Raw genomic sequence first — 18261 nt, forward strand, 5'->3', positions numbered from 1 at the left:
ATTATATTGTAAAAGGTCATATGAAACGTGAAATAGAATGGAATGCAATTATTGAGTTAGGAGTTAGACCAATGAGTTTGAAATATGGAAGAGATACAATTGTAGAAATTGACTTAAATGCTGTAAAACATAATGTAAAAGAATTTAAAAAACATGTAAATGATGAAGAAATTAAGATGATGGCTGCTGTAAAAGCGAATGGGTATGGCCATGGGGCAGTTGAAGTTGCCAAAGCTGCAATTGAAGCAGGAATACATCAACTTGCAGTTGCATTTGTAGATGAAGCAATAGAATTAAGAGAAGCAGGAATTACTGTGCCGATTTTAATTTTAGGATACACACCAGTAGCGGCTGTAGAAGATGTAATTCAATATGACGTTATGATGACTGTTTATAGAGTAGAAGATTTACATGGTATAAATGAAATTGCAAACCGTCTTCAAAAGAAAGTACAAATTCAAGTGAAAATTGATACAGGAATGAGTCGTATCGGTTTACAAGAAGAAGAAGTTAAACCATTTTTAGAAGAATTAAACCGTATGGAGTATGTAGAGGTAGTAGGGATATTTACGCATTACTCTACGGCAGATGAAATCGATAAATCATATACGAATATGCAAACAAGTTTATTTGAAAAAGCTGTTAATACAGCGAAAGAATTAGGAATTCAAATACCATATATTCATAGTTCAAATAGTGCGGGATCAATGGAATTAAGTAACACATTTCAAAATATGGTACGCGTTGGAATAGGAGTGTACGGTATGTATCCGTCAAAAGAAGTGGATCATTCAGTCGTTTCTTTACAGCCTGCGTTGTCGTTAAAATCAAAAGTAGCTCATATTAAACATGCGAAGAAGAATCGTGGTGTAAGTTATGGGAATACGTATGTAACAACTGGTGAAGAATGGATTGCGACTGTACCAATTGGTTATGCTGATGGTTATAATCGTCAATTATCTAATAAAGGCTATGCGTTAATTAACGGGGTTCGAGTACCTGTTATTGGCCGTGTTTGTATGGACCAGTTAATGTTGGATGTTTCAAAAGCGATGCCAGTACAAGTAGGAGACGAAGTAGTATTCTACGGTAAACAAGGTGAAGAAAATATCGCAGTAGAAGAAATAGCGGATATGTTAGGTACAATAAACTATGAAGTTACATGTATGCTAGATAGAAGAATTCCGCGTGTCTATAAAGAAAATGACGAAACAACTGCAGTTGTAAATATATTAAGAAAAAACTGAATCATTTCGATTCAGTTTTTTTATTCATATCAAATGCGAATATACCCTCGTTATGTAATACGGAGTAAACTTTGTGAAACACACTTTTTAGTTCATCTAAATTAAACTATCACCGGCAGAGATGACCAGTCCCGCAACAAAGATCTAATATACGAGAGTAGGGAAGAGCATCTTGTAAAACGAGGCTGGGTAGGAGGATTCAACAAAATGTCTCCAATGTTTATTATAGATGTTTGCTAAAATATCATAATTAGAATAAATTGTTTTTTTAACATATGTATTCACCTAAAAATTCATTAAATTATAATAGTCATGCCTCGTTTTAATTTCAAAACCACATTGTGTATATAGTTTTAAAGCGTGGATATTTTTCGTTTCGACGTCTAACTCAATTGTTGAAACTCCTTCTGTAATAAGGGTATGTACTATATTACAAAGAATATCTTTTCCGTATCCTTTACCTTGATAAGAAGGATGAACGGCGAATCCTGATAGTGTAGTAGATTGCTCTTGTTTAGAAACTGTAATTGTTCCTATCACTTTTTCAGCAATAAGGACACTGTAAACTTGATGGGAAGATGAATTCATCATTTTTTGTAACCATGTAGCCGTATTTTCTACTGAATCACCAAAAGCTTTACTAGAAATTTTAATAAGGTCAAGAAGTGATTCTGAAGGTGCAAGAGTAAGCTGTATATTATTATCTGTTGTTTTTTGAATTTCGTTTGTTTTGAACTCCATACTATATTCACTATATAAATATGGTAACTTCATATGTTTTACAAATTCATTCCCAGAAATAGAATCCCCATTAATAATAAGAAGAGCTTCATCTGTCTCTCTATTTTGTATTTCTTTCATTGCAGTTTGTAAAAGGATAGTTCCGAAACTTTGTTTTCTAAAATGAGGATGTACAAAGCCTATTAGTTCAAGCTTTGTTGGTCTTTCGAAATCATACATATTTAAAGCGCCAATTAATTGAGTACCGTTATAAAGAAGAAAATCGTTTATATAATCTTCATTTCGATTTTTTAAAAAGTTGATATGTAAATCTGAAGAGTAATCAAGGTTATCTTGTTGCCCGCAAATATAAGCCAAATCCTTCATTTGCTGTATTTCACTTTCTGTTACAGAACGCTTTTTCTGAATATCCATTGTATACTCCCTCTCATTCGTATTTAAAAATAGGATGGGTGACTTAACCATTTTTTAAATTCCACATTACCTTGCACAGATAACAGTCGGTATAAATAACGATAAGGCTGTCTATATTCTTCTAAGTGAGGAATAGACATAATTGTTTCGTAACCACTTTTAAAGGCATGTGCTTCTTTTTCTGTAAATTCCATAAATTCATTATATAACAGATGATGTGTTATGAGGATAAAGATAAAAAGATAGACAGCATACTTACATTTATAGTGAAAACTCATTAAAAATATTATATTTCTCTATTTTTGTATGAATTGTCTAAAAATAATAGTGGTAATACTTGAATGTAAGACTCGTATCTTTAAATTTATGAAGAGTAAAAGTAAGCATTCATTTATAAGATTGTGAATCACAATAATGTAGACTATAGAAAATATTTCTCAATAATAGAATGAAGAGAAAAGCATGAAGAAGTAGAATGCATTCATTTATAATAGACTTAAATTAATTAATATAATTAATTGTTAATTTTATTATATTAATTGGATAGGAGAGAATGTTATGGCAAATGTACTCGTAATAAATTTTCCTGGGGAAGGTCATATTAATCCGACTTTAGCTGTTGTAAGTGAGTTAATTCAGCGAGGGGAAACAGTTGTTTCTTATTGTATTGAAGATTATAGAAAGAAGGTTGAAGCAACAGGTGCGGAATTCCGAGTGTTTGAGAATTTTCTCTCTCAAATTAATATTATGGAACGAGTAAATGAAGGTGGGAGCCCTTTGACGATGCTATCTCATATGATTGAAGCATCAGAGCGTATTGTTACTCAAATTGTAGAAGAAACAAAAGAGGAAAAATATGATTATTTAATATATGATAATCATTTTCCAGTAGGACGTATTATAGCGAATATTTTACAATTACCAAGCGTTTCATCCTGTACAACGTTTGCTGTTAATCAGTACATTAATTTTCATGATGAGCAAGAATTGAGACAAGTAGATGAAATGGATCCATTATATCAATCTTGTTTAGCGGGAATGGAAAGATGGAATAAGCAGTATGGAATGAAATGTAATAGTATGTATGATATTATGAACCATCCTGGTGATATTACGATTGTATATACTTCAAAAAAATATCAGCCACGTTCAGAGGTATTTGATGAATCGTATAAATTTGTAGGTCCATCAATTGCTACTCGAAAAGAAGTGGGGAGTTTTCCTACCGAAGATTTAAAAAATGAAAAAGTGATTTTCATTTCTATGGGAACAGTTTTTAATGAACAACCTGCTTTGTATGAAAAATGTTTTGAAGCGTTTAAAGATGTAGATGCGACAGTCGTATTAGTCGTTGGCAAGAAGATAAATATAAGTCAATTTGAAAATATCCCGAAAAATTTTAAATTGTATAATTATGTCCCGCAATTAGAAGTTTTACAGCATGCTGATGTATTCGTGACACATGGTGGTATGAATAGTTCGAGTGAAGCGTTATATTACGGTGTTCCATTAGTTGTAATTCCGGTAACAGGAGATCAGCCATTCGTTGCAAAACGATTGACTGAAGTAGGGGCAGGCATAACACTTAATCGTAACGAGTTAACTTCTGAATTGTTACGTGAGACTGTAAAGAAAGTAATGGATGATGTGACGTTTAAGGAAAATAGTCGTAAAGTGGGAGAGTCGCTTAGAAATGCTGGTGGATATCAAAGGGCAGTTGAGGAAATATTCAAATTAAAAATGAAGCCGTACGTAAAGATTAAATAGATGTTAAAAACACACTTACTTTTAATTTGTAAGTGTGTTTTTAGTATTACGCGTTACATGTATTACATAAAAATAGCGATAAAGGTGAAACTTTTCTGTATATAAATCGATACCTTTGAATTAGTAGTAAAATTACGTTAAAATAATACTAAGAAAATATATAAGTTTTGGGGGTAATGAATGAAGAAAGTATTTGAATACGTATTATTAACAATTGGCTCAATTATAGTAGCAGGTTCATTAGAGCTTATTTTAGCACCTAATGGATTAGTAGATGGCGGGGTAACGGCTATTGCTATTATGGCAAATAAAGTCGCAGGATTGCCGCTTTATGGTGTGTTCTTAGGAATTAATATCCCAATTTTATTATTTACTGCAAAAGTAATGGGAAAGAAGTTTTTTATCCGTACATCTTATGCGAATGTAGTTACAACACTCGGATTAATTTATTTAAAACCATTTCCAGCAATTACGACTTCTGAGTTATTAATTGTACTTTATGGTGGAGTACTGTTTGGAATTGGTGTTGGGATTGTTGTTAAAATGGGTGGAGCAATTGACGGTTCGGAAATGTTGGCAGTTTGGATGAATAAACACTTTAATGTACCGATTAGTACATTTTTACTTGCAGTAAATGCAGTTATTTTCATTTTTGTTGCCATTTTATTTTCAATCGAACAAGCGATGTTCTCGTTAGCAATTTTCTATATTGTTACGAAGATGATTGATTTTATACTAGATGGTATTAATCAAGGTAAGAGCGTTATGATTATTTCTGGTAAGAATAAAGAAATAGGCGATTTACTTATGAAAGAATTGCAACTATCTGTTACGTATCTACATGGAGAAGGTGGTTTTTTAGGGGAGCATAAGAGAATCATTTATTGCATTACAAACCGATTCATTTATCCGAAAATGAAAGATCTCGTTCTCTCTGTAGATCCAACGGCTATAATTGAAGCTTCCTATTCAACAGAAACGACTGGTGTGAAACGTCCGGGAAGGAAAGCTAGGTCAGGTGAATAACTAGAAGAAGGCTGTCCAAAAAGTTATTTTGGAACAGCCTTCTTTTTTATTTTGTTGAATTGTTAACATGTTACAAGTTAAACCCACTGTTAACAAGTTTCCTTGCAACTAGGAAACCAAGCATCTTTCAATAATATAGCCAACGTTTCAATTTTATTTTCCGGAATACTACCAAAGCCGAGTAATACGTATGATTCCTTACGTAAATCATTCACGAAATCATATGGAGAAAGTGGGTATAATTTAACGCTTTGTTTTTTAGCGGATTCAATCAGTTCATTTTCATTCATACTGTTATTTACACATAAAACAATATGAAGTCCGGACTGTTCGCCAAGAATTTGAACATTAGCCCCCATTTCTTTCATAATGGATTTTACTAATGCATGATGTTTTCTTTTATAAAGTGTACGACTTCGATTAAGGTGACGTTCCCAATTCCCATTTTGTATAAAGTTAGCAAAAGCAAGTTGTTGTATTGTAGCGACTGTTTGTTTGAAAATTCCATGCAGTTCTTGGTATATCTTTAAAAGGTGTGGTGGTAAAACAACATATCCCATTCGTAAAGAAGGTAAAAAAGATTTTGAGAAAGTTCCCATATAAATAACGCGTTCATTTGAATCAAGACTTTGTAAAGAAGGAATCGGCTTACCAGCGTAGCGAAACTCTCCGTCATAGTCATCTTCAATAATGTATCCATTGCAATCATTAGCCCACTTTAACAATTCTAATCTTCTAGATAAAGGCATAATAATCCCGAGTGGAAATTGGTGTGATGGTGTAACGTATGCGACATTGGAATTTGTATTGTATAAACTAGAAATATCAATCCCTTTTTCATCCAATGGTATGGGATGAATTTGTCTATCACAGCTTTTAATAATTGCGTGTATACGGTGAAATCCAGGGTTTTCAATGCCGTATTCTTTTGTAGGGCCAAGCAGTTGAAGTAGTAGCCAGAGAAGTGGCTGTGTTCCGGCGCCGATCACAATTTGATCAGGTGAAGAATGTACACCGCGAGAATGATATAAATATGTTGATATATGCTCTCGAAGAGCGAATTCACCTTGAGGATCTTCTTTGGCAAATAGTGCATTTTCGTATGTAAGTATGGATTCTTGTAATGCTCGTTTCCAATTTGTAATCGGAAATGCATTTTGATCAATAAGCCCTTGGCTACAATCATATTCAAATTTTTCTTCTATCAAATTGTTCGTCTTCTTTGCTGCATTTCGTTTTTTATTTGGGATAATGTCAATATCGAAATTTGCTACAAAAATACCACGTTTCGGTTTACTTTCTGCATAACCTTCAGCTAATAACTGTTGATAAGCTGATTCAACAGTAATGCGGCTAATATTAAGTTGTGATGCTAAATTTCTGTGTGAGGGTAGACGTGTGCCAACAGAAATAGTCCCTTGTATAATTTCAGCTTTTATATATTCGTAAATTTGCAAGTAAATAGGTGTGTTACTTTGTAATTGCAATGGGATAGTAAAATCCATATAAAACTCTCCTTTAAAACTGGCCTTATAAAAAACACTTAAACTGCCGCTTAAGTAAAGGGCAGTTGCTTTCTATAATAATGATATAACATTTAGAAAATTATTTAAATAGTAAAGGGAGAGTTAAAAATGAATGTTAAAGAAGTAGTAACAGAAGAGCAATTACATGAAGTATTACCTGTTTTACAGCAATTAAGAACGAAACTTTCAAAAGAGGAAACAAGCTCTTTATTTCGAAATATGAAAGAAGAAAATTATAAACTATTTTCGCTGCGTAATGAGGATGATGAAGTTGTTAGCCTTGCAGGTGTAGCAATTTGTACGAACTTTTATAATAAGAAACACGTTTTCGTATATGACCTTGTAACAGCAGAAGCACATCGTTCAAAAAGACATGGGAAAGTATTACTTTCGTATATAGAGAACTGGGGAAAGGAAAACGAATGTGAGTCTATCGTCCTCACGTCAGCATTTTCAAGAATTGATGCTCATCGTTTTTATGAAAGAGAAGGGTATGATAAGGTGAGTTATTCTTTTCATAAAGAATTATAAAAAATAAGAAGAAGTTGTCCCGCAAAAGTTTGGAACAGCTTCTTCTTATTTTTTAAGTTATTATTAAACCGTAAATAGGTTGTAAGTTATGGTATATGTATTTGAAAAGGTTATATAGTGTATTTTGTCGAATTGTTTTAATTTAATAAAGAGAATGATTGGAGCGCTTATACTTGAAAAAAATAAAGAAACTATCAATCCCTAATGATGCTAGAGTTATCGTCATATCTGATATTCATGGAGAATTAAATCTTTTAAAAGAAGCACTACATAAAGTTAACTTTAAAGATGAAGATTATTTAATTATTAATGGAGATCCTTGCGAGAAAGGACGAGATAGCGTAGGCGTAGTAAACTACGTTATGAATCTTGTAAAGAACAATTCAAAGGTTCACGTTGTTGAAGGGAATTGTGAAGTTTTAGTTGATGCTCTTCTAAATGAAAATCCTGATCTTATTAATTATTTATGTATGAGAAAGCACTCGATTTTTAATGAATGGCTAGAGCAATTAGGTTTTTCAGTTCATGAGGGCACTTCAATTCGTGAAGTGAAAGAAGCATTGTTAAGTGAATTTTCACAAGAACTATATTGGCTAACAGACTTGCCAACAGCGATTGAAACAGAAGATTATATTATTGTGCATGCCGGTCTAGAAGATAGAGTAGATTGGAAAGAAACAGAGCGCAAAAATGCGATAGCAATGCCAGAGTTTTTTAATAAATCACATAAAGCAAATAAGTATGTAATAGTTGGTCATTGGCCTGTCGTGAACTATTCTGAAGAAGCACCGTCTAACAATCCAGTTATTGATAAGGAGAAAAAAATTATTGCAATTGATGGAGGAAATGCAATTAAAGAAGCAGGACAATTAAATGCATTTATTATTCAGAGGAAACAAACGGGCGATACGTTTTCTTATACATATGTAGACTATTTTCCAGAGTATGAAGTAATAGCGGATTTTAATGCGAATTCAGAAATGCAGGGCGGAGTGACATATCCGTATTATTACATAGAGCCTATCGAGAAGATGCAAGACTACACCGTATGTAAACAAAAGGAAACGAATAATTTACTCACTGTAAAAAATGAATATATAAAACAACTTGAGTCAGGTGAATATACAGTGAAAACCGATATTTCTTGTGCGCAAATAAGCGTTAGGAAGGGAGATATCGTTTCTCTCATTGATGGTAGCTGTTCAGGATATGATTTAATTAAAAAAGATGGCGTAGAGGGTTGGATAGAGAAAGGGATTTTAGTTGAGATAGAAAAAGTGGAAAATAAAACATTAAGCTGAAATAGGAGGGATATAACCTCCTATTTTTTTAAGGAGTATATTGCTTGCTGTCTTTAATAAGTAAATAAATCGTACTCGGCAGAATGATAAGCGTCATTCCTAAAAGAATTGCTAGTATAGCATAACCTCTATAGGGAGCAGAAACGATAAAAGGAAGTATCGCTAAAAAAATACCTGCTATCATCATTGAAATACTACTAATATTTGAAGCTCTTTTTTCAAGGTACTTATCATTCCATTCTAATGAAACGGTTGATTTAGTCGTATCAATTTTGGAACTGAAATAACCTATTAATATAAATAAAAGCCCTAATGCTAAAAATATGAAATGATCAAGAGGAAGTGAAAAGCCAAGAGCAATGAGGGCGATGACAATATCGACAAAAAATAAGAATAGTAACATTGTGTTGCCGATCCAATGGAGAAATTTCTGGTTATTCGCTGCTTTAGATAAAGCTAAAAATACAAAGAATAAGAAGGAACATATAATTATATTTACGATTACAAAAGTGCTTTTATCCATTGTTGATGTAGGCGTTCCATTGAAGTCCCATTTCGTAACAATATTTGATGGTAAGAAGAAATATAGAATAATATTTGTCGTAATAATAGTGAGAAATAAAGCAATACTAAATCGATTATTCACTAAATCACCAGCTTTCTAAATCAATAATTGGTATCTAATAACAAAATTATACAATATAATAAATGATATTAGTTTTGATTTTTCTGAAAAAACATTATAATTATATATGAAATGAAGAGGAATGCAGGAGGGAATTATGCAAAACGTTATATTAAAGGGGAAGAAAGTTACAATTCGTACAATAGAAGAATCAGATATAAAAACATTATGGAATATCGTATTTAAAGAAGAAAGCCCAGAATGGAAGAAATGGGATGCACCATATTTCCCGTTCTCAATGCAAGAATACTCTTCCTATAAAGAGAAGGTGCAAACTCGTTTGCAAGAAGAACCACTGTCAAATTTAATTATAGAAAATAACGGTCAAATTATAGGGAAGGTCGGATTTTATTGGGAGCATAAACCGACGCGTTGGCTGGAGATGGGAATTGTTATTTATAATCCAACTTACTGGAATGGTGGATACGGTACAGAAGCGTTAACGTTATATCGAGATTTATTATTTGAAAAGATGGAAATTGGTAGAGTAGGGCTCACGACTTGGTCTGGTAATGAACGAATGATGAAAGTAGCGGAGAAAATAGGAATGAGCTTAGAAGGTAGAATGCGAAAGTGTCGTTATTATAACGGAACATACTATGATTCTATTCGAATGGGCATGATTCGTGAAGAATGGGAAGCGCTATGTGTAACGAAGGGGTGAGAAAGATTGTACGCTATTATTGCTACATTTGATCGTGTGTTTACTCATAAAATTACAGAACTGCAAAATGAATTAACAAATGTAATTGGAACAAATCAATTAGCTGGAGTAGAACCTCATATAACGATTGCGGATTATAATGAGTTAGATGTTCATTTGTATACGGAGAAACTAGGGGAGTTTGTAGCCATTCAAGAAAATATAGACGCAGTAACTTTTCCTTCTGTTGGAATTTTTCCTACTAATGGAACGGTCTTTCTAGCGCCGACCGTTACCGATGAATTGTTAAAACTTCATTATTCTTATCATGATTATTTTAAAACTTTTCATGACAACCCAAATTCATATTACGTACCGGGAAAATGGGTTCCGCATTGTACAATTGCAAATAGATTACATACAAAGCAGTTTTTAAGTGTAATGGAATATATTTATGGAAAGTTTAATTTTGCAACAGCTTCAATTGAGAAATTAAAATTAATTAAGGTGAATTATGAAAATGGTTTTGCCGTTTCTTCTAGTATATTAGCAGAATATAATTTAAAGAGAATGGAGACATCGAGATGACATATATAATTAGAGAAATGAAGCAAGAAGACATTCACGCTGTACAATCAGTAGCAAAAATAGCTTGGCATGATACATATGAAGGCATTATTCCGAGAGAAATTCAAGATAGTTTTTTAGACGAGGCATATTCTGATGAAAAAATGAAATATCGTCTTAAAAATACGCATTTATTCGTTGCGGAAGAAGAGGGTGAAGTAATAGGGTTTGCGAACTTTTCACCTGTTAGACTACAAAACGAAGCGGAATTAGGTGCGATTTATTTGTTACCAGATCAGCAAGGAAAAGGGATCGGAAGTGCTTTATTACAAAAAGGAATTAAAGCATTAAATGGGATACGGAAATTGTACATACATGTAGAAGCAGCAAATGAAAAAGGAAAACGCTTTTATGAAGCGAAAGGTTTTGCTGAATTAGAGCAATTTGAAGAAGACTTTGAAGGACATATGATGCAGACAGTAAGGATGGTTTTATACGTATAAGGAGGACTAGTAATGAAAATTTTTGATTTTAGTGAAAAAGTAGGAAAGCACCTATCAGTATTTCAATCTAATTTCATCATGTCAAAAATATTAAACCATCAAGGAAATATACATATCGGTGCTATGCATTTACACGAGAATGGAATCATCGGTAATCATGAAGCAGTTGTATCTCAACTGCTTCTTATTGTGGAAGGAGCAGGATATGTATGTGGGGTAAATAAAGAAAAGATAAAGGTAGAGGCGGGACAAGCTGTGTTTTGGAAAAAGGGAGAGCTCCATGAAACAAGTACAGAACACGGATTAACAGCAATTGTTATGGAAGCGGAGAATCTTGAACAAGCGATAGTAATGCCTATTATTCAAGGGGAGTTGTGAAAAATGATTGTTAAGGCGAATCAAGAAGATACCAATGAAATATTAAAATATGCGGCCCAATCGCTTTTTGAGGGGACGAGAGGGAATTGTCAATTAAGTACCGAGAAAGCAATTGAGATTACAAAGCCGATTGTAGAAAAAGGAGCATACTATTTAATTGTTAAAGAAGAAAATAAAGTAATGGGATGGATATTAATAGGGGAAAATACAGACTATTTTTCTCGTGAAAAACTTGGATTTATATATGAATTGTACGTTTTCCCAGAATATCGCGGGAGAGGATTATCGCGAGAACTGATGGAAGCTAGTATTAAGGAATTAAAGGAGAAGTATTCAGAAATTCGGTTGAATGTATTTGCTGGGAATTTTGCAAAAGAGATGTACGAAGAGTTTGGGTTTGTTGAAAGGCAGGTAATTATGACTTTGAAGTGAGTATTATAGTCTGAATGGGAGGGAAATAATGATTTAGTGGCTACTTTCTCGCTGGGATTTAAAGTGAATAAGTCCTTATAAATATATAAAATAGATGGTTTGCCTTTATTTTATAGTAGATTTATAGAGTGTGCTTAAAAAACAAATAAATTAGTATTATACAATATATCGTTATTATAGTAAAAGAGAAATTTTGGAAAAATATCATTTTTTTGTTTAGAAATTTTTAAATTATTGATATAATCAATTTGTAGAATTGATTATTGGTTAATTTTACTATTTTTAAATTTTAAGGGGGATTTAATAATGGCAGGACAAATTCGTATGTCACCAGAGGAGCTTAAATCGAAAGCGACTCGATATGGACAAGGTGCAAATCAAATTGAGGACATTTTACGTCAACTACAAAACTTACAAAATGAATTAAGAGGAGAATGGGAAGGTCGTGCTTTCGAAGGTTTTGACCAACAGTTCAATCAATTAAAGCCAAAAGTACAAAACTTCGCACAGCTATTACAAGAAATCAATATGCAGCTTAATAAAACTGCAGAAGCTGTTGCTAGACATGACGAAGATCTTTCTCGTAATTTCGGTCTACAATAAGACAGATAAAAAGAAATATATAATTTAGCCATGCAACCATACGTTGTATGGCTAAATTACTTTAAAACTAGAGTAAGATACGAAGTCTTTCATTAGATAGACTCGCAGTCGCAGGAGTGATAAGTAGTGAAAAAGTTCAAATGGAGCATCTTGTTGTTTATTATTTTAGCTCTTGTACTATCAACAGGGGTCTCCTATTTAGCATTAAATCAAAATGTTAAGAAAGCTAATGAGAATACTACACCAAAAATGACAGTTGCGTTGGTAAATGAAGATCAGGGCACTGTATTTGAGGGCAATAAAATAGCGTTTGGAGATCAATTTGTTAAAAATGTAAATAAAAATACGAAACAAGAATGGTACGTAGTTAGCCGCGGGGTAGCGGAAAATGGATTGAAAAATAATAATTACAATATGATGATTGTTATTCCAAATGATTTTTCTAGGAAGGCAGTTGCGATTGATTCAGAGATTCCAGAGAAATTAACGTTAAACTACAAAGTAAATGCAACTGGGAATAAGGATTTGAAAGCTGAGGCAGAAAATACAGCTTCTGTTATTTTAGAAGATTTCAATAAGCAAATAATCGACGTTTATTTTGCGAGTATTATCGGTAAGCTACAAGGTGCACAAGATAATATAGGTAAAATAATTGAAAAAGGAAACGTTCAAACAACTATGTATAAAAAAGATATACATAGTCCGTTAGCAAATTACACAAATCAATTTAAAACAGTACAAGATTATACAGGTGTTTCTGTTAATAGTTTCAAAGGATTTCAGGATGTTTTAAAAGGTTTCGGTCAAGCGTTAGATGAAGGGAATAAATCTAACAGTACGTACTTAGATGGTTTTAATAACTTTCAAAAAATGCAAACTGATAACAATTTGTTAGCGAATAATTTCACAAATCAATTCAATCAATATATGAATGATATGAATACAGGCGATGCTTTAAAGCAATTAAGTGCATTGGAATCAGCTAATAAAAGTATTTCAAATCAATTTACGTTTTCAGAGAAAGAACCAAATATTTTAACTGATGCTTCAGCAATTCAAAAATATTTAGCAGATGTAAAAAAACAAGTGTCTGAATATGATACAGAACTTGCAGGGAAGTTAGAAAGTGATATTCAAGAGACGGTAATTAAGAAGTTAAAGCAATCTATGTCGAATGATGGAAAGCAAGAGATCTTCATAAATACATTAATGAAACAACCAGATGCTCGAATAAAGAAACAAATCGAGAATTTAATTGCGAAATTACCTAGTTTAAACATGGAAGAAATCGGTCAAAGTGATTTGCCAGATACAACGAAATTACAACTGCAAAATGTAATTCAATTTACAAAAAAATATAATAAAGAAAATAATTTTTATTATGATCCTGTAAATAAAATATCTTTAGGAAACGCAATTAAAGAAGTAAAGGATAGACTTTATACAGAGGGAATTACATTTAGTGATACTGCTAAAGTAATTAAAATGGAATCTCCGCAAATTTTGAAGATAAAGATTCCAGAAGAATTTAAACTAGATGGAAGTACAGGATTCTTACATATTGATGATGTGGATCGTACAAGTGACTTTCTTCAAAGCGAAGCAGGAGAAATTACAATAGCTCCTCGTAATGAAGGGGATATAAAGATTGATCTGCATGTGAAGTTAAAAGATCCAAACATCAATATAGATGTTTTCTCTCCTGTAATGTGGCAGTGGGAATTGAGTGGGACTCATACAAAAGAAACTAGTCCTGAAAAAGAAAAACCTAACAAAGAAGATAAAGGAACACAAACGGAAAATAGCAAGGTGGAAAATGTGGTTCATAAATCACAGTATGGCATAATGCCGTTAGTACACAATGCTAAAACGCCTATTATTCAAAAAACAGAACAGAGTAATAATGGTGACAGTGTAAAGCCTGATGCAGGAGGAAAACCTGATACAGGAGGGAATCCAGACACAGGAGGAAAACCTGATACGGGAGGAAAACCTGATGCAGGAGGAAAACCTGATGCAGGAGGAAAACCTGATGCAGGAGGAAAACCTGATGCAGGAGGAAAACCTGATACAGGAGGAAAACCTGATACAGGAGGAAAACCTGATACAGGAGGAAAACCTGATACAGGAGGAAAACCTGATACAGGAGGAAAACCTGATACAGGAGGAAATCCAGACACAGGAGGAAAACCTGATACAGGAGGAAATCCAGACACAGGAGGAAAACCTGATACAGGAGGAAATCCAGACACAGGAGGGAAACCTGATACAGGAGGAAATCCAGACACAGGAGGAAAACCTGATACAGGAGGAAATCCAGACACGGGAGGAAAACCTGACACAGGAGAGAAGCCAGACACTGGGACAGATAACGGTAGCAATTCAAAAACTATTGAAAGTACAACGAATCAAGTTATACATCAAAAAGCAGAAGTATTAACAAAAAATATATCTAGTTTATTAATTAAAGAAGCAGTAGATACAGTCGAAAGTTATCAAGGTTTAATGAGCCTTTACGAAATGTATTATGGGATTGATTTAAGAACGAAAGATGTAGGTCCTAAGTTAGAAGAGGGAAGTTTAGATGCAATTGCGACGGATCAATCTTTGTACTACGTATTAAATAAACAAAGCTTAATTGATTTAATTTCAAATCTTGTTTCATCAAGTATTACTACAGAAATAAAGCAAGATATGTCAGGTTTAAAACAAAAAATAAACTCTTATCAACAATCTATTACTAGTGCGGATCAAAATTCTATGCTACTAGCGGAGAAATTAAATGGAACGACGCAACAAGCAACTAGTATGAATGAAAATTTAGGAGAGTATGTAAAAGGTTTAGCGAAATGGCGTGAGAATAGCTTAAAGCTAGTTGAAGAGCAGCAAGTATTAACAACAAATCATGCTGGTGAGCAAACAGCTGTTTTATCGTTAGATTCTGGTATTAAATCATTAATGATGCAAAGTCAGTCATTGGTCGAAAGTTCGAAGCATAGTTTAGCAACTTCAGACGATGTATATAAAACATTTGATCAAATCAATGGACAAGCAAAAGAAATTCAAGACAGCGGAACGACAATTGTTTCAAAAGCTGATTTATTATTAAACGACTTTACGAAGAAAATGGAAGATGATAAATCATTCTCCAAAAACTTTACGAAAATTTTAGCGAATAGTCGTATTGGAGATCGTCAAAATGAAATGCTATATGACTTTTTAGCTAGTCCAGTTCAAAAGCAAAATGATGGAGTAATTGTAGCAGGTAATGCTTTTACACCGTACTTAATTGTATTAACTTGTTTCATTGTTGCATTATTTACAGCATACGCAATTGCGAATCAAGAAAAGAAACGAATGCAATCAGATCATTTTGAAGAGAAATTCTCATTAATTGATATGAATGTACCAACTACAGTAGTAGCTTTCGGTATATCAATTGTGGAAGGGATTAGTATAGGTATCATTTCTGGGCGTCTTTTAAAGTTTGGTCAGGATCAAAGTTTACTATGGATTGCGTTCATCACATTTATTATGATGGCGTTTGTATTGGTCTCAACTTACTTATTACGACAAATAAAAATGGTAGGTATGTTTATACTATTAGTATTTTTAAGCATGTACCTATTTTTAACTGAGGCAGTTGGAAGTAAAGTAGATCAAATGTCCTCTGTCGGAAAGATACGTCAATTCTCACCGCTTCAGTATATAGAAAGTTTTCTAAATGATTTTATTAGTGGTAAAGATACTGGGAAAGTTATTTTTGTCGTATTGTTTGTAATTGCCATTATTGGATTGGTTAGTAATCTATTTGTATGGCATAAGAAATGGGAGGAAAAAGAAGTAAATGATCAAACAATGGAGCATAGTGGTTAAGTTATCATTTCTCTCTATCCTTTTACTGTTTGTCGCGCTACCGATAAGGAGCGCGGCTGACAGTTATCTTGGTGATGATGGGAAGATTAAGTTTAAAGTGGATCGACTTGAAGAAAGCGACCAAGAAAAAAATAAAAAGGAACATAAAGAAACAGAATTAGATAAAGCATCGATTGAGTTATTTAACAAAGATATAGAGGAAGAAATTGAGAAAAAGAAAAAGAAAGAACAAAAAGATATGGAAGCTTTGCGAGATTCTCTTTTTACAAAACCAAAAGAGAATAATAGTGTTAAAGATACGAAAAATAGTTTATTTAGTAGTGAATACATTGTCAGAAAAAGTGCAGATGAAGTAGCGAGTAATGAAACAATGAATGAAGAGCCAATTAGTATAACAATAATATTATTATTTGGCGGCGGCATTCTACTTATTTGCATCGGTATTTATACGGTTCTTCGTAAAAGTTGGAGGTAAAGCGATGGCAATACAAACACATATCAATGTGACAGTAGATTTTAGTAAATGGAATGGAAATACATATGATTTGCGTATTCCGAATCATCAATCTATTAAATATTTATTAAAAAACTTATTAGATACGCTAAAGATTGATAATCATGAAGGTTCACATTTTGTAATTAAAGTGAAAAATAAGTCAATTGTTTTAACAGATAATGATCGTTTAATTGATCACCAAATAACAGATGGAGATATTTTGCAAGTTTTATAAAGAATATTTTTTACTTTTAGTTATTTGAAAATAAGTTATTACGGGTTATAAAGAAAAGGAGAAGAGGATAAACATGACGGAAAAAATAATTCAAATTGATGCAATGAACTATCAATTTCAAATAGAAAAAGAAAATTGGAAATTGGAGATGACCAAATCTCAAACACGTATAAAAGACTTCCGTCAATTCGATATAATTACGGGCGAATCATCTGAATTTGTACCATTAACAATAGAAGAAACGGATGATATGTTTACGTTTCTATATCAAGTAGATAAAAAATTATATAAGTGGGACGATCTTAGCCGTTTTGGAAGAAATGAGAAATTAAGACTACTTCGGAATGTTGCGCAGTTTCGTAAATATTTAAATAAACGAATCACGTTCTTTTTACATCCAGACAATATAGTTTTTAATGCTAATTTAATACCAAGTATTATACATAGAGGAATTCGAGATATTGTTCCGCCAACCCCGTTATTAGAAGAGCAATTTTTAACACAATATAAGTGTCTAATTATTGCTTTATTCTCCCAAAAACATAACTTTGATGATTTGTATGCTGGGTTACTAAAAGATGCAAAAGAAACAACATTTGAACAGACCGTTGCTCAAATGGAAAGCTTAGATGCATTACTGCAGTTTCTTGATGACAGCTTTGAGAAGGAACAAACAAAAACAGAAAAAAATATGCAGTTAGTACCTAAAAAAAGCTATAAATCATTTAAATACTTAGCTTTTTCCTTCATAGCGGCGACAGTTATTTTAGCTGCTCCTTTAATATATTTCACTTTTATAAAATTTCCTTATCAAAATAAATTGTTAGAAGCAAATGCAAGTTTCATAGCAACTGATTATGACAAAGTCATTACGCAATTGAATGAGGAGGAGTTTGAATCATTACCGATTGCATCTAAATATGAGTTAGCATTTGCATACATTACAGCTGAAAAACTAGGTGAAGCTCAAAAGAAATCGATTATGAAAAACATTAGTTTGAAAAGTGATGAAAAGTATTTGCTGTATTGGATGTATAACGGAAAAGGTAATTTTGATAAATCATTAGATTTAGCTAAGACACTTGATGATCCTCAGCTTATTATGTACGGCCTTGTTAAACAAATTGAATCACTGAAAAATAATCCAGATTTATCAGGGGAAGAACGTGATCAAAAGTTAAAAACATATGAGCAACAATTAGATGAATATAAAAAGAAATATGGCAATTCATCAAGCGATAAAAATTTGTCGGACACGGAGAAAAAAGAGTAAGCACTTGATGAGACAGT

18 protein-coding genes and 2 pseudogenes are annotated in these 18261 nt (G+C 32.7%); 15 read left to right on the plus strand and 5 right to left on the minus strand.

The window, feature by feature from the left end:
* Positions 1-71: 71 nt before the first annotated feature.
* A complete protein-coding gene (gene alr, locus ACTL4X_RS10155) occupies positions 72-1247 on the plus strand; it encodes an alanine racemase (protein WP_002182683.1) in 1176 nt (391 codons plus the stop codon).
* Between the two features lie 22 nt (positions 1248-1269).
* Here alr and ACTL4X_RS10160 read toward each other — a convergent pair.
* The 3 genes and pseudogenes from ACTL4X_RS10160 to ACTL4X_RS10170 all read right to left on the minus strand — a co-directional run.
* Positions 1270-1532, minus strand: a pseudogene (locus ACTL4X_RS10160) (class I SAM-dependent methyltransferase); the annotation flags it as partial.
* Positions 1533-2402 carry a GNAT family N-acetyltransferase gene (locus ACTL4X_RS10165; protein ID WP_000354427.1) on the minus strand — a complete coding sequence of 290 codons (870 nt, stop codon included), beginning with the start codon at positions 2400-2402 and terminating at the stop codon, positions 1533-1535.
* Positions 2403-2425: 23 nt separating this feature from the next.
* Positions 2426-2587 (minus strand): annotated as a pseudogene (locus ACTL4X_RS10170) (nitrate reductase); the annotation flags it as partial.
* Between the two features lie 373 nt (positions 2588-2960).
* Between ACTL4X_RS10170 and ACTL4X_RS10175 the strand changes: the two are divergent.
* Together ACTL4X_RS10175 and ACTL4X_RS10180 are read left to right on the plus strand one after the other, a co-directional pair.
* The gene (locus ACTL4X_RS10175; protein WP_000024488.1) at positions 2961-4169 is read left to right on the plus strand and encodes a macrolide family glycosyltransferase; all 1209 of its coding nucleotides are present in this window, start codon (positions 2961-2963) and stop codon (positions 4167-4169) included.
* Positions 4170-4349: 180 nt separating this feature from the next.
* The gene (locus ACTL4X_RS10180) at positions 4350-5195 is read left to right on the plus strand and encodes a YitT family protein (protein WP_000755126.1); all 846 of its coding nucleotides are present in this window, start codon (positions 4350-4352) and stop codon (positions 5193-5195) included.
* 89 nt (positions 5196-5284) lie between these two features.
* Here the strand turns inward: ACTL4X_RS10180 and pdxR are convergent, their stop codons facing one another.
* Entirely contained in the window at positions 5285-6700 is a 1416-nt protein-coding gene (gene pdxR, locus ACTL4X_RS10185) for a MocR-like pyridoxine biosynthesis transcription factor PdxR (RefSeq protein WP_000348028.1), read from the minus strand.
* A 129-nt stretch (positions 6701-6829) separates the two neighbouring features.
* Here pdxR and ACTL4X_RS10190 point away from each other — a divergent pair, with 129 nt between their 5' ends.
* A complete protein-coding gene (locus tag ACTL4X_RS10190) occupies positions 6830-7252 on the plus strand; it encodes a GNAT family N-acetyltransferase (protein ID WP_001101116.1) in 423 nt (140 codons plus the stop codon).
* Positions 7253-7425: 173 nt separating this feature from the next.
* Entirely contained in the window at positions 7426-8553 is a 1128-nt protein-coding gene (locus ACTL4X_RS10195) for a metallophosphoesterase (RefSeq protein WP_000721393.1), read from the plus strand.
* A gap of 28 nt (positions 8554-8581) precedes the next feature.
* On the opposite strand, the gene ACTL4X_RS10200 is transcribed toward ACTL4X_RS10195, so the two are convergent.
* Complete coding sequence (locus ACTL4X_RS10200; protein ID WP_001065170.1) at positions 8582-9199, minus strand: DUF1648 domain-containing protein; 618 nt, start codon at positions 9197-9199, stop codon at positions 8582-8584.
* 136 nt (positions 9200-9335) lie between these two features.
* Here ACTL4X_RS10200 and ACTL4X_RS10205 point away from each other — a divergent pair, with 136 nt between their 5' ends.
* The 10 genes from ACTL4X_RS10205 to essB all read left to right on the plus strand — a co-directional run bounded on the left by ACTL4X_RS10205 (position 9336) and on the right by essB (position 18244).
* Positions 9336-9902, plus strand: a complete 567-nt coding sequence (locus ACTL4X_RS10205) for a GNAT family N-acetyltransferase (protein WP_001181783.1) — start codon at positions 9336-9338, stop codon at positions 9900-9902.
* Between the two features lie 6 nt (positions 9903-9908).
* The gene (locus ACTL4X_RS10210) at positions 9909-10469 is read left to right on the plus strand and encodes a 2'-5' RNA ligase family protein (protein WP_000270858.1); all 561 of its coding nucleotides are present in this window, start codon (positions 9909-9911) and stop codon (positions 10467-10469) included.
* The gene (locus tag ACTL4X_RS10215) at positions 10466-10951 is read left to right on the plus strand and encodes a GNAT family N-acetyltransferase (protein ID WP_000221048.1); all 486 of its coding nucleotides are present in this window, start codon (positions 10466-10468) and stop codon (positions 10949-10951) included. Before ACTL4X_RS10210 ends, ACTL4X_RS10215 begins: the two co-directional genes overlap by 4 nt.
* A 12-nt stretch (positions 10952-10963) precedes the next feature.
* On the plus strand, positions 10964-11329 hold the full coding sequence (locus tag ACTL4X_RS10220; protein WP_000688073.1) for a cupin: 366 nt from the start codon (positions 10964-10966) through the stop codon (positions 11327-11329).
* Positions 11330-11332: 3 nt separating this feature from the next.
* Complete coding sequence (locus tag ACTL4X_RS10225) at positions 11333-11761, plus strand: GNAT family N-acetyltransferase (protein WP_000635647.1); 429 nt, start codon at positions 11333-11335, stop codon at positions 11759-11761.
* A gap of 306 nt (positions 11762-12067) precedes the next feature.
* A complete protein-coding gene (locus tag ACTL4X_RS10230) occupies positions 12068-12364 on the plus strand; it encodes a WXG100 family type VII secretion target (protein WP_000918601.1) in 297 nt (98 codons plus the stop codon).
* A gap of 126 nt (positions 12365-12490) precedes the next feature.
* Positions 12491-16240 carry a type VII secretion protein EsaA gene (esaA, locus tag ACTL4X_RS10235; protein ID WP_289683405.1) on the plus strand — a complete coding sequence of 1250 codons (3750 nt, stop codon included), beginning with the start codon at positions 12491-12493 and terminating at the stop codon, positions 16238-16240.
* Positions 16212-16715 (plus strand): type VII secretion protein EssA, encoded by a 504-nt coding sequence (gene essA / locus ACTL4X_RS10240; RefSeq protein ID WP_000595667.1) that lies wholly within the window; start codon positions 16212-16214, stop codon positions 16713-16715. The genes esaA and essA overlap by 29 nt, the downstream gene beginning before the upstream one ends.
* A gap of 4 nt (positions 16716-16719) precedes the next feature.
* Entirely contained in the window at positions 16720-16971 is a 252-nt protein-coding gene (locus tag ACTL4X_RS10245; RefSeq protein ID WP_001007571.1) for an EsaB/YukD family protein, read from the plus strand.
* A 73-nt stretch (positions 16972-17044) separates the two neighbouring features.
* Positions 17045-18244: a type VII secretion protein EssB gene (gene essB / locus ACTL4X_RS10250; protein ID WP_000136612.1), complete on the plus strand. Its 1200-nt coding sequence runs from the start codon at positions 17045-17047 to the stop codon at positions 18242-18244.
* The last annotated feature ends 17 nt before the right edge of the window (positions 18245-18261 follow it).

The sequence above is a fragment of the Bacillus sp. RE35 genome, assembly GCF_052146655.1.
Classification (GTDB): domain Bacteria; phylum Bacillota; class Bacilli; order Bacillales; family Bacillaceae_G; genus Bacillus_A; species Bacillus_A cereus.

Coding starts and splice junctions, on each gene's coding strand:
- alr (WP_002182683.1), top strand. CDS start 72: ATGAGTTTGAAATATGGAAGAGATACAATTGTAGAAATTGACTTAAAT.
- ACTL4X_RS10165 (WP_000354427.1), bottom strand. CDS start 2,402: ATGGATATTCAGAAAAAGCGTTCTGTAACAGAAAGTGAAATACAGCAA.
- ACTL4X_RS10175 (WP_000024488.1), top strand. CDS start 2,961: ATGGCAAATGTACTCGTAATAAATTTTCCTGGGGAAGGTCATATTAAT.
- ACTL4X_RS10180 (WP_000755126.1), top strand. CDS start 4,350: ATGAAGAAAGTATTTGAATACGTATTATTAACAATTGGCTCAATTATA.
- pdxR (WP_000348028.1), bottom strand. CDS start 6,700: ATGGATTTTACTATCCCATTGCAATTACAAAGTAACACACCTATTTAC.
- ACTL4X_RS10190 (WP_001101116.1), top strand. CDS start 6,830: ATGAATGTTAAAGAAGTAGTAACAGAAGAGCAATTACATGAAGTATTA.
- ACTL4X_RS10205 (WP_001181783.1), top strand. CDS start 9,336: ATGCAAAACGTTATATTAAAGGGGAAGAAAGTTACAATTCGTACAATA.
- ACTL4X_RS10215 (WP_000221048.1), top strand. CDS start 10,466: ATGACATATATAATTAGAGAAATGAAGCAAGAAGACATTCACGCTGTA.
- ACTL4X_RS10220 (WP_000688073.1), top strand. CDS start 10,964: ATGAAAATTTTTGATTTTAGTGAAAAAGTAGGAAAGCACCTATCAGTA.
- ACTL4X_RS10225 (WP_000635647.1), top strand. CDS start 11,333: ATGATTGTTAAGGCGAATCAAGAAGATACCAATGAAATATTAAAATAT.
- ACTL4X_RS10230 (WP_000918601.1), top strand. CDS start 12,068: ATGGCAGGACAAATTCGTATGTCACCAGAGGAGCTTAAATCGAAAGCG.
- essA (WP_000595667.1), top strand. CDS start 16,212: ATGATCAAACAATGGAGCATAGTGGTTAAGTTATCATTTCTCTCTATC.
- ACTL4X_RS10245 (WP_001007571.1), top strand. CDS start 16,720: ATGGCAATACAAACACATATCAATGTGACAGTAGATTTTAGTAAATGG.
- essB (WP_000136612.1), top strand. CDS start 17,045: ATGACGGAAAAAATAATTCAAATTGATGCAATGAACTATCAATTTCAA.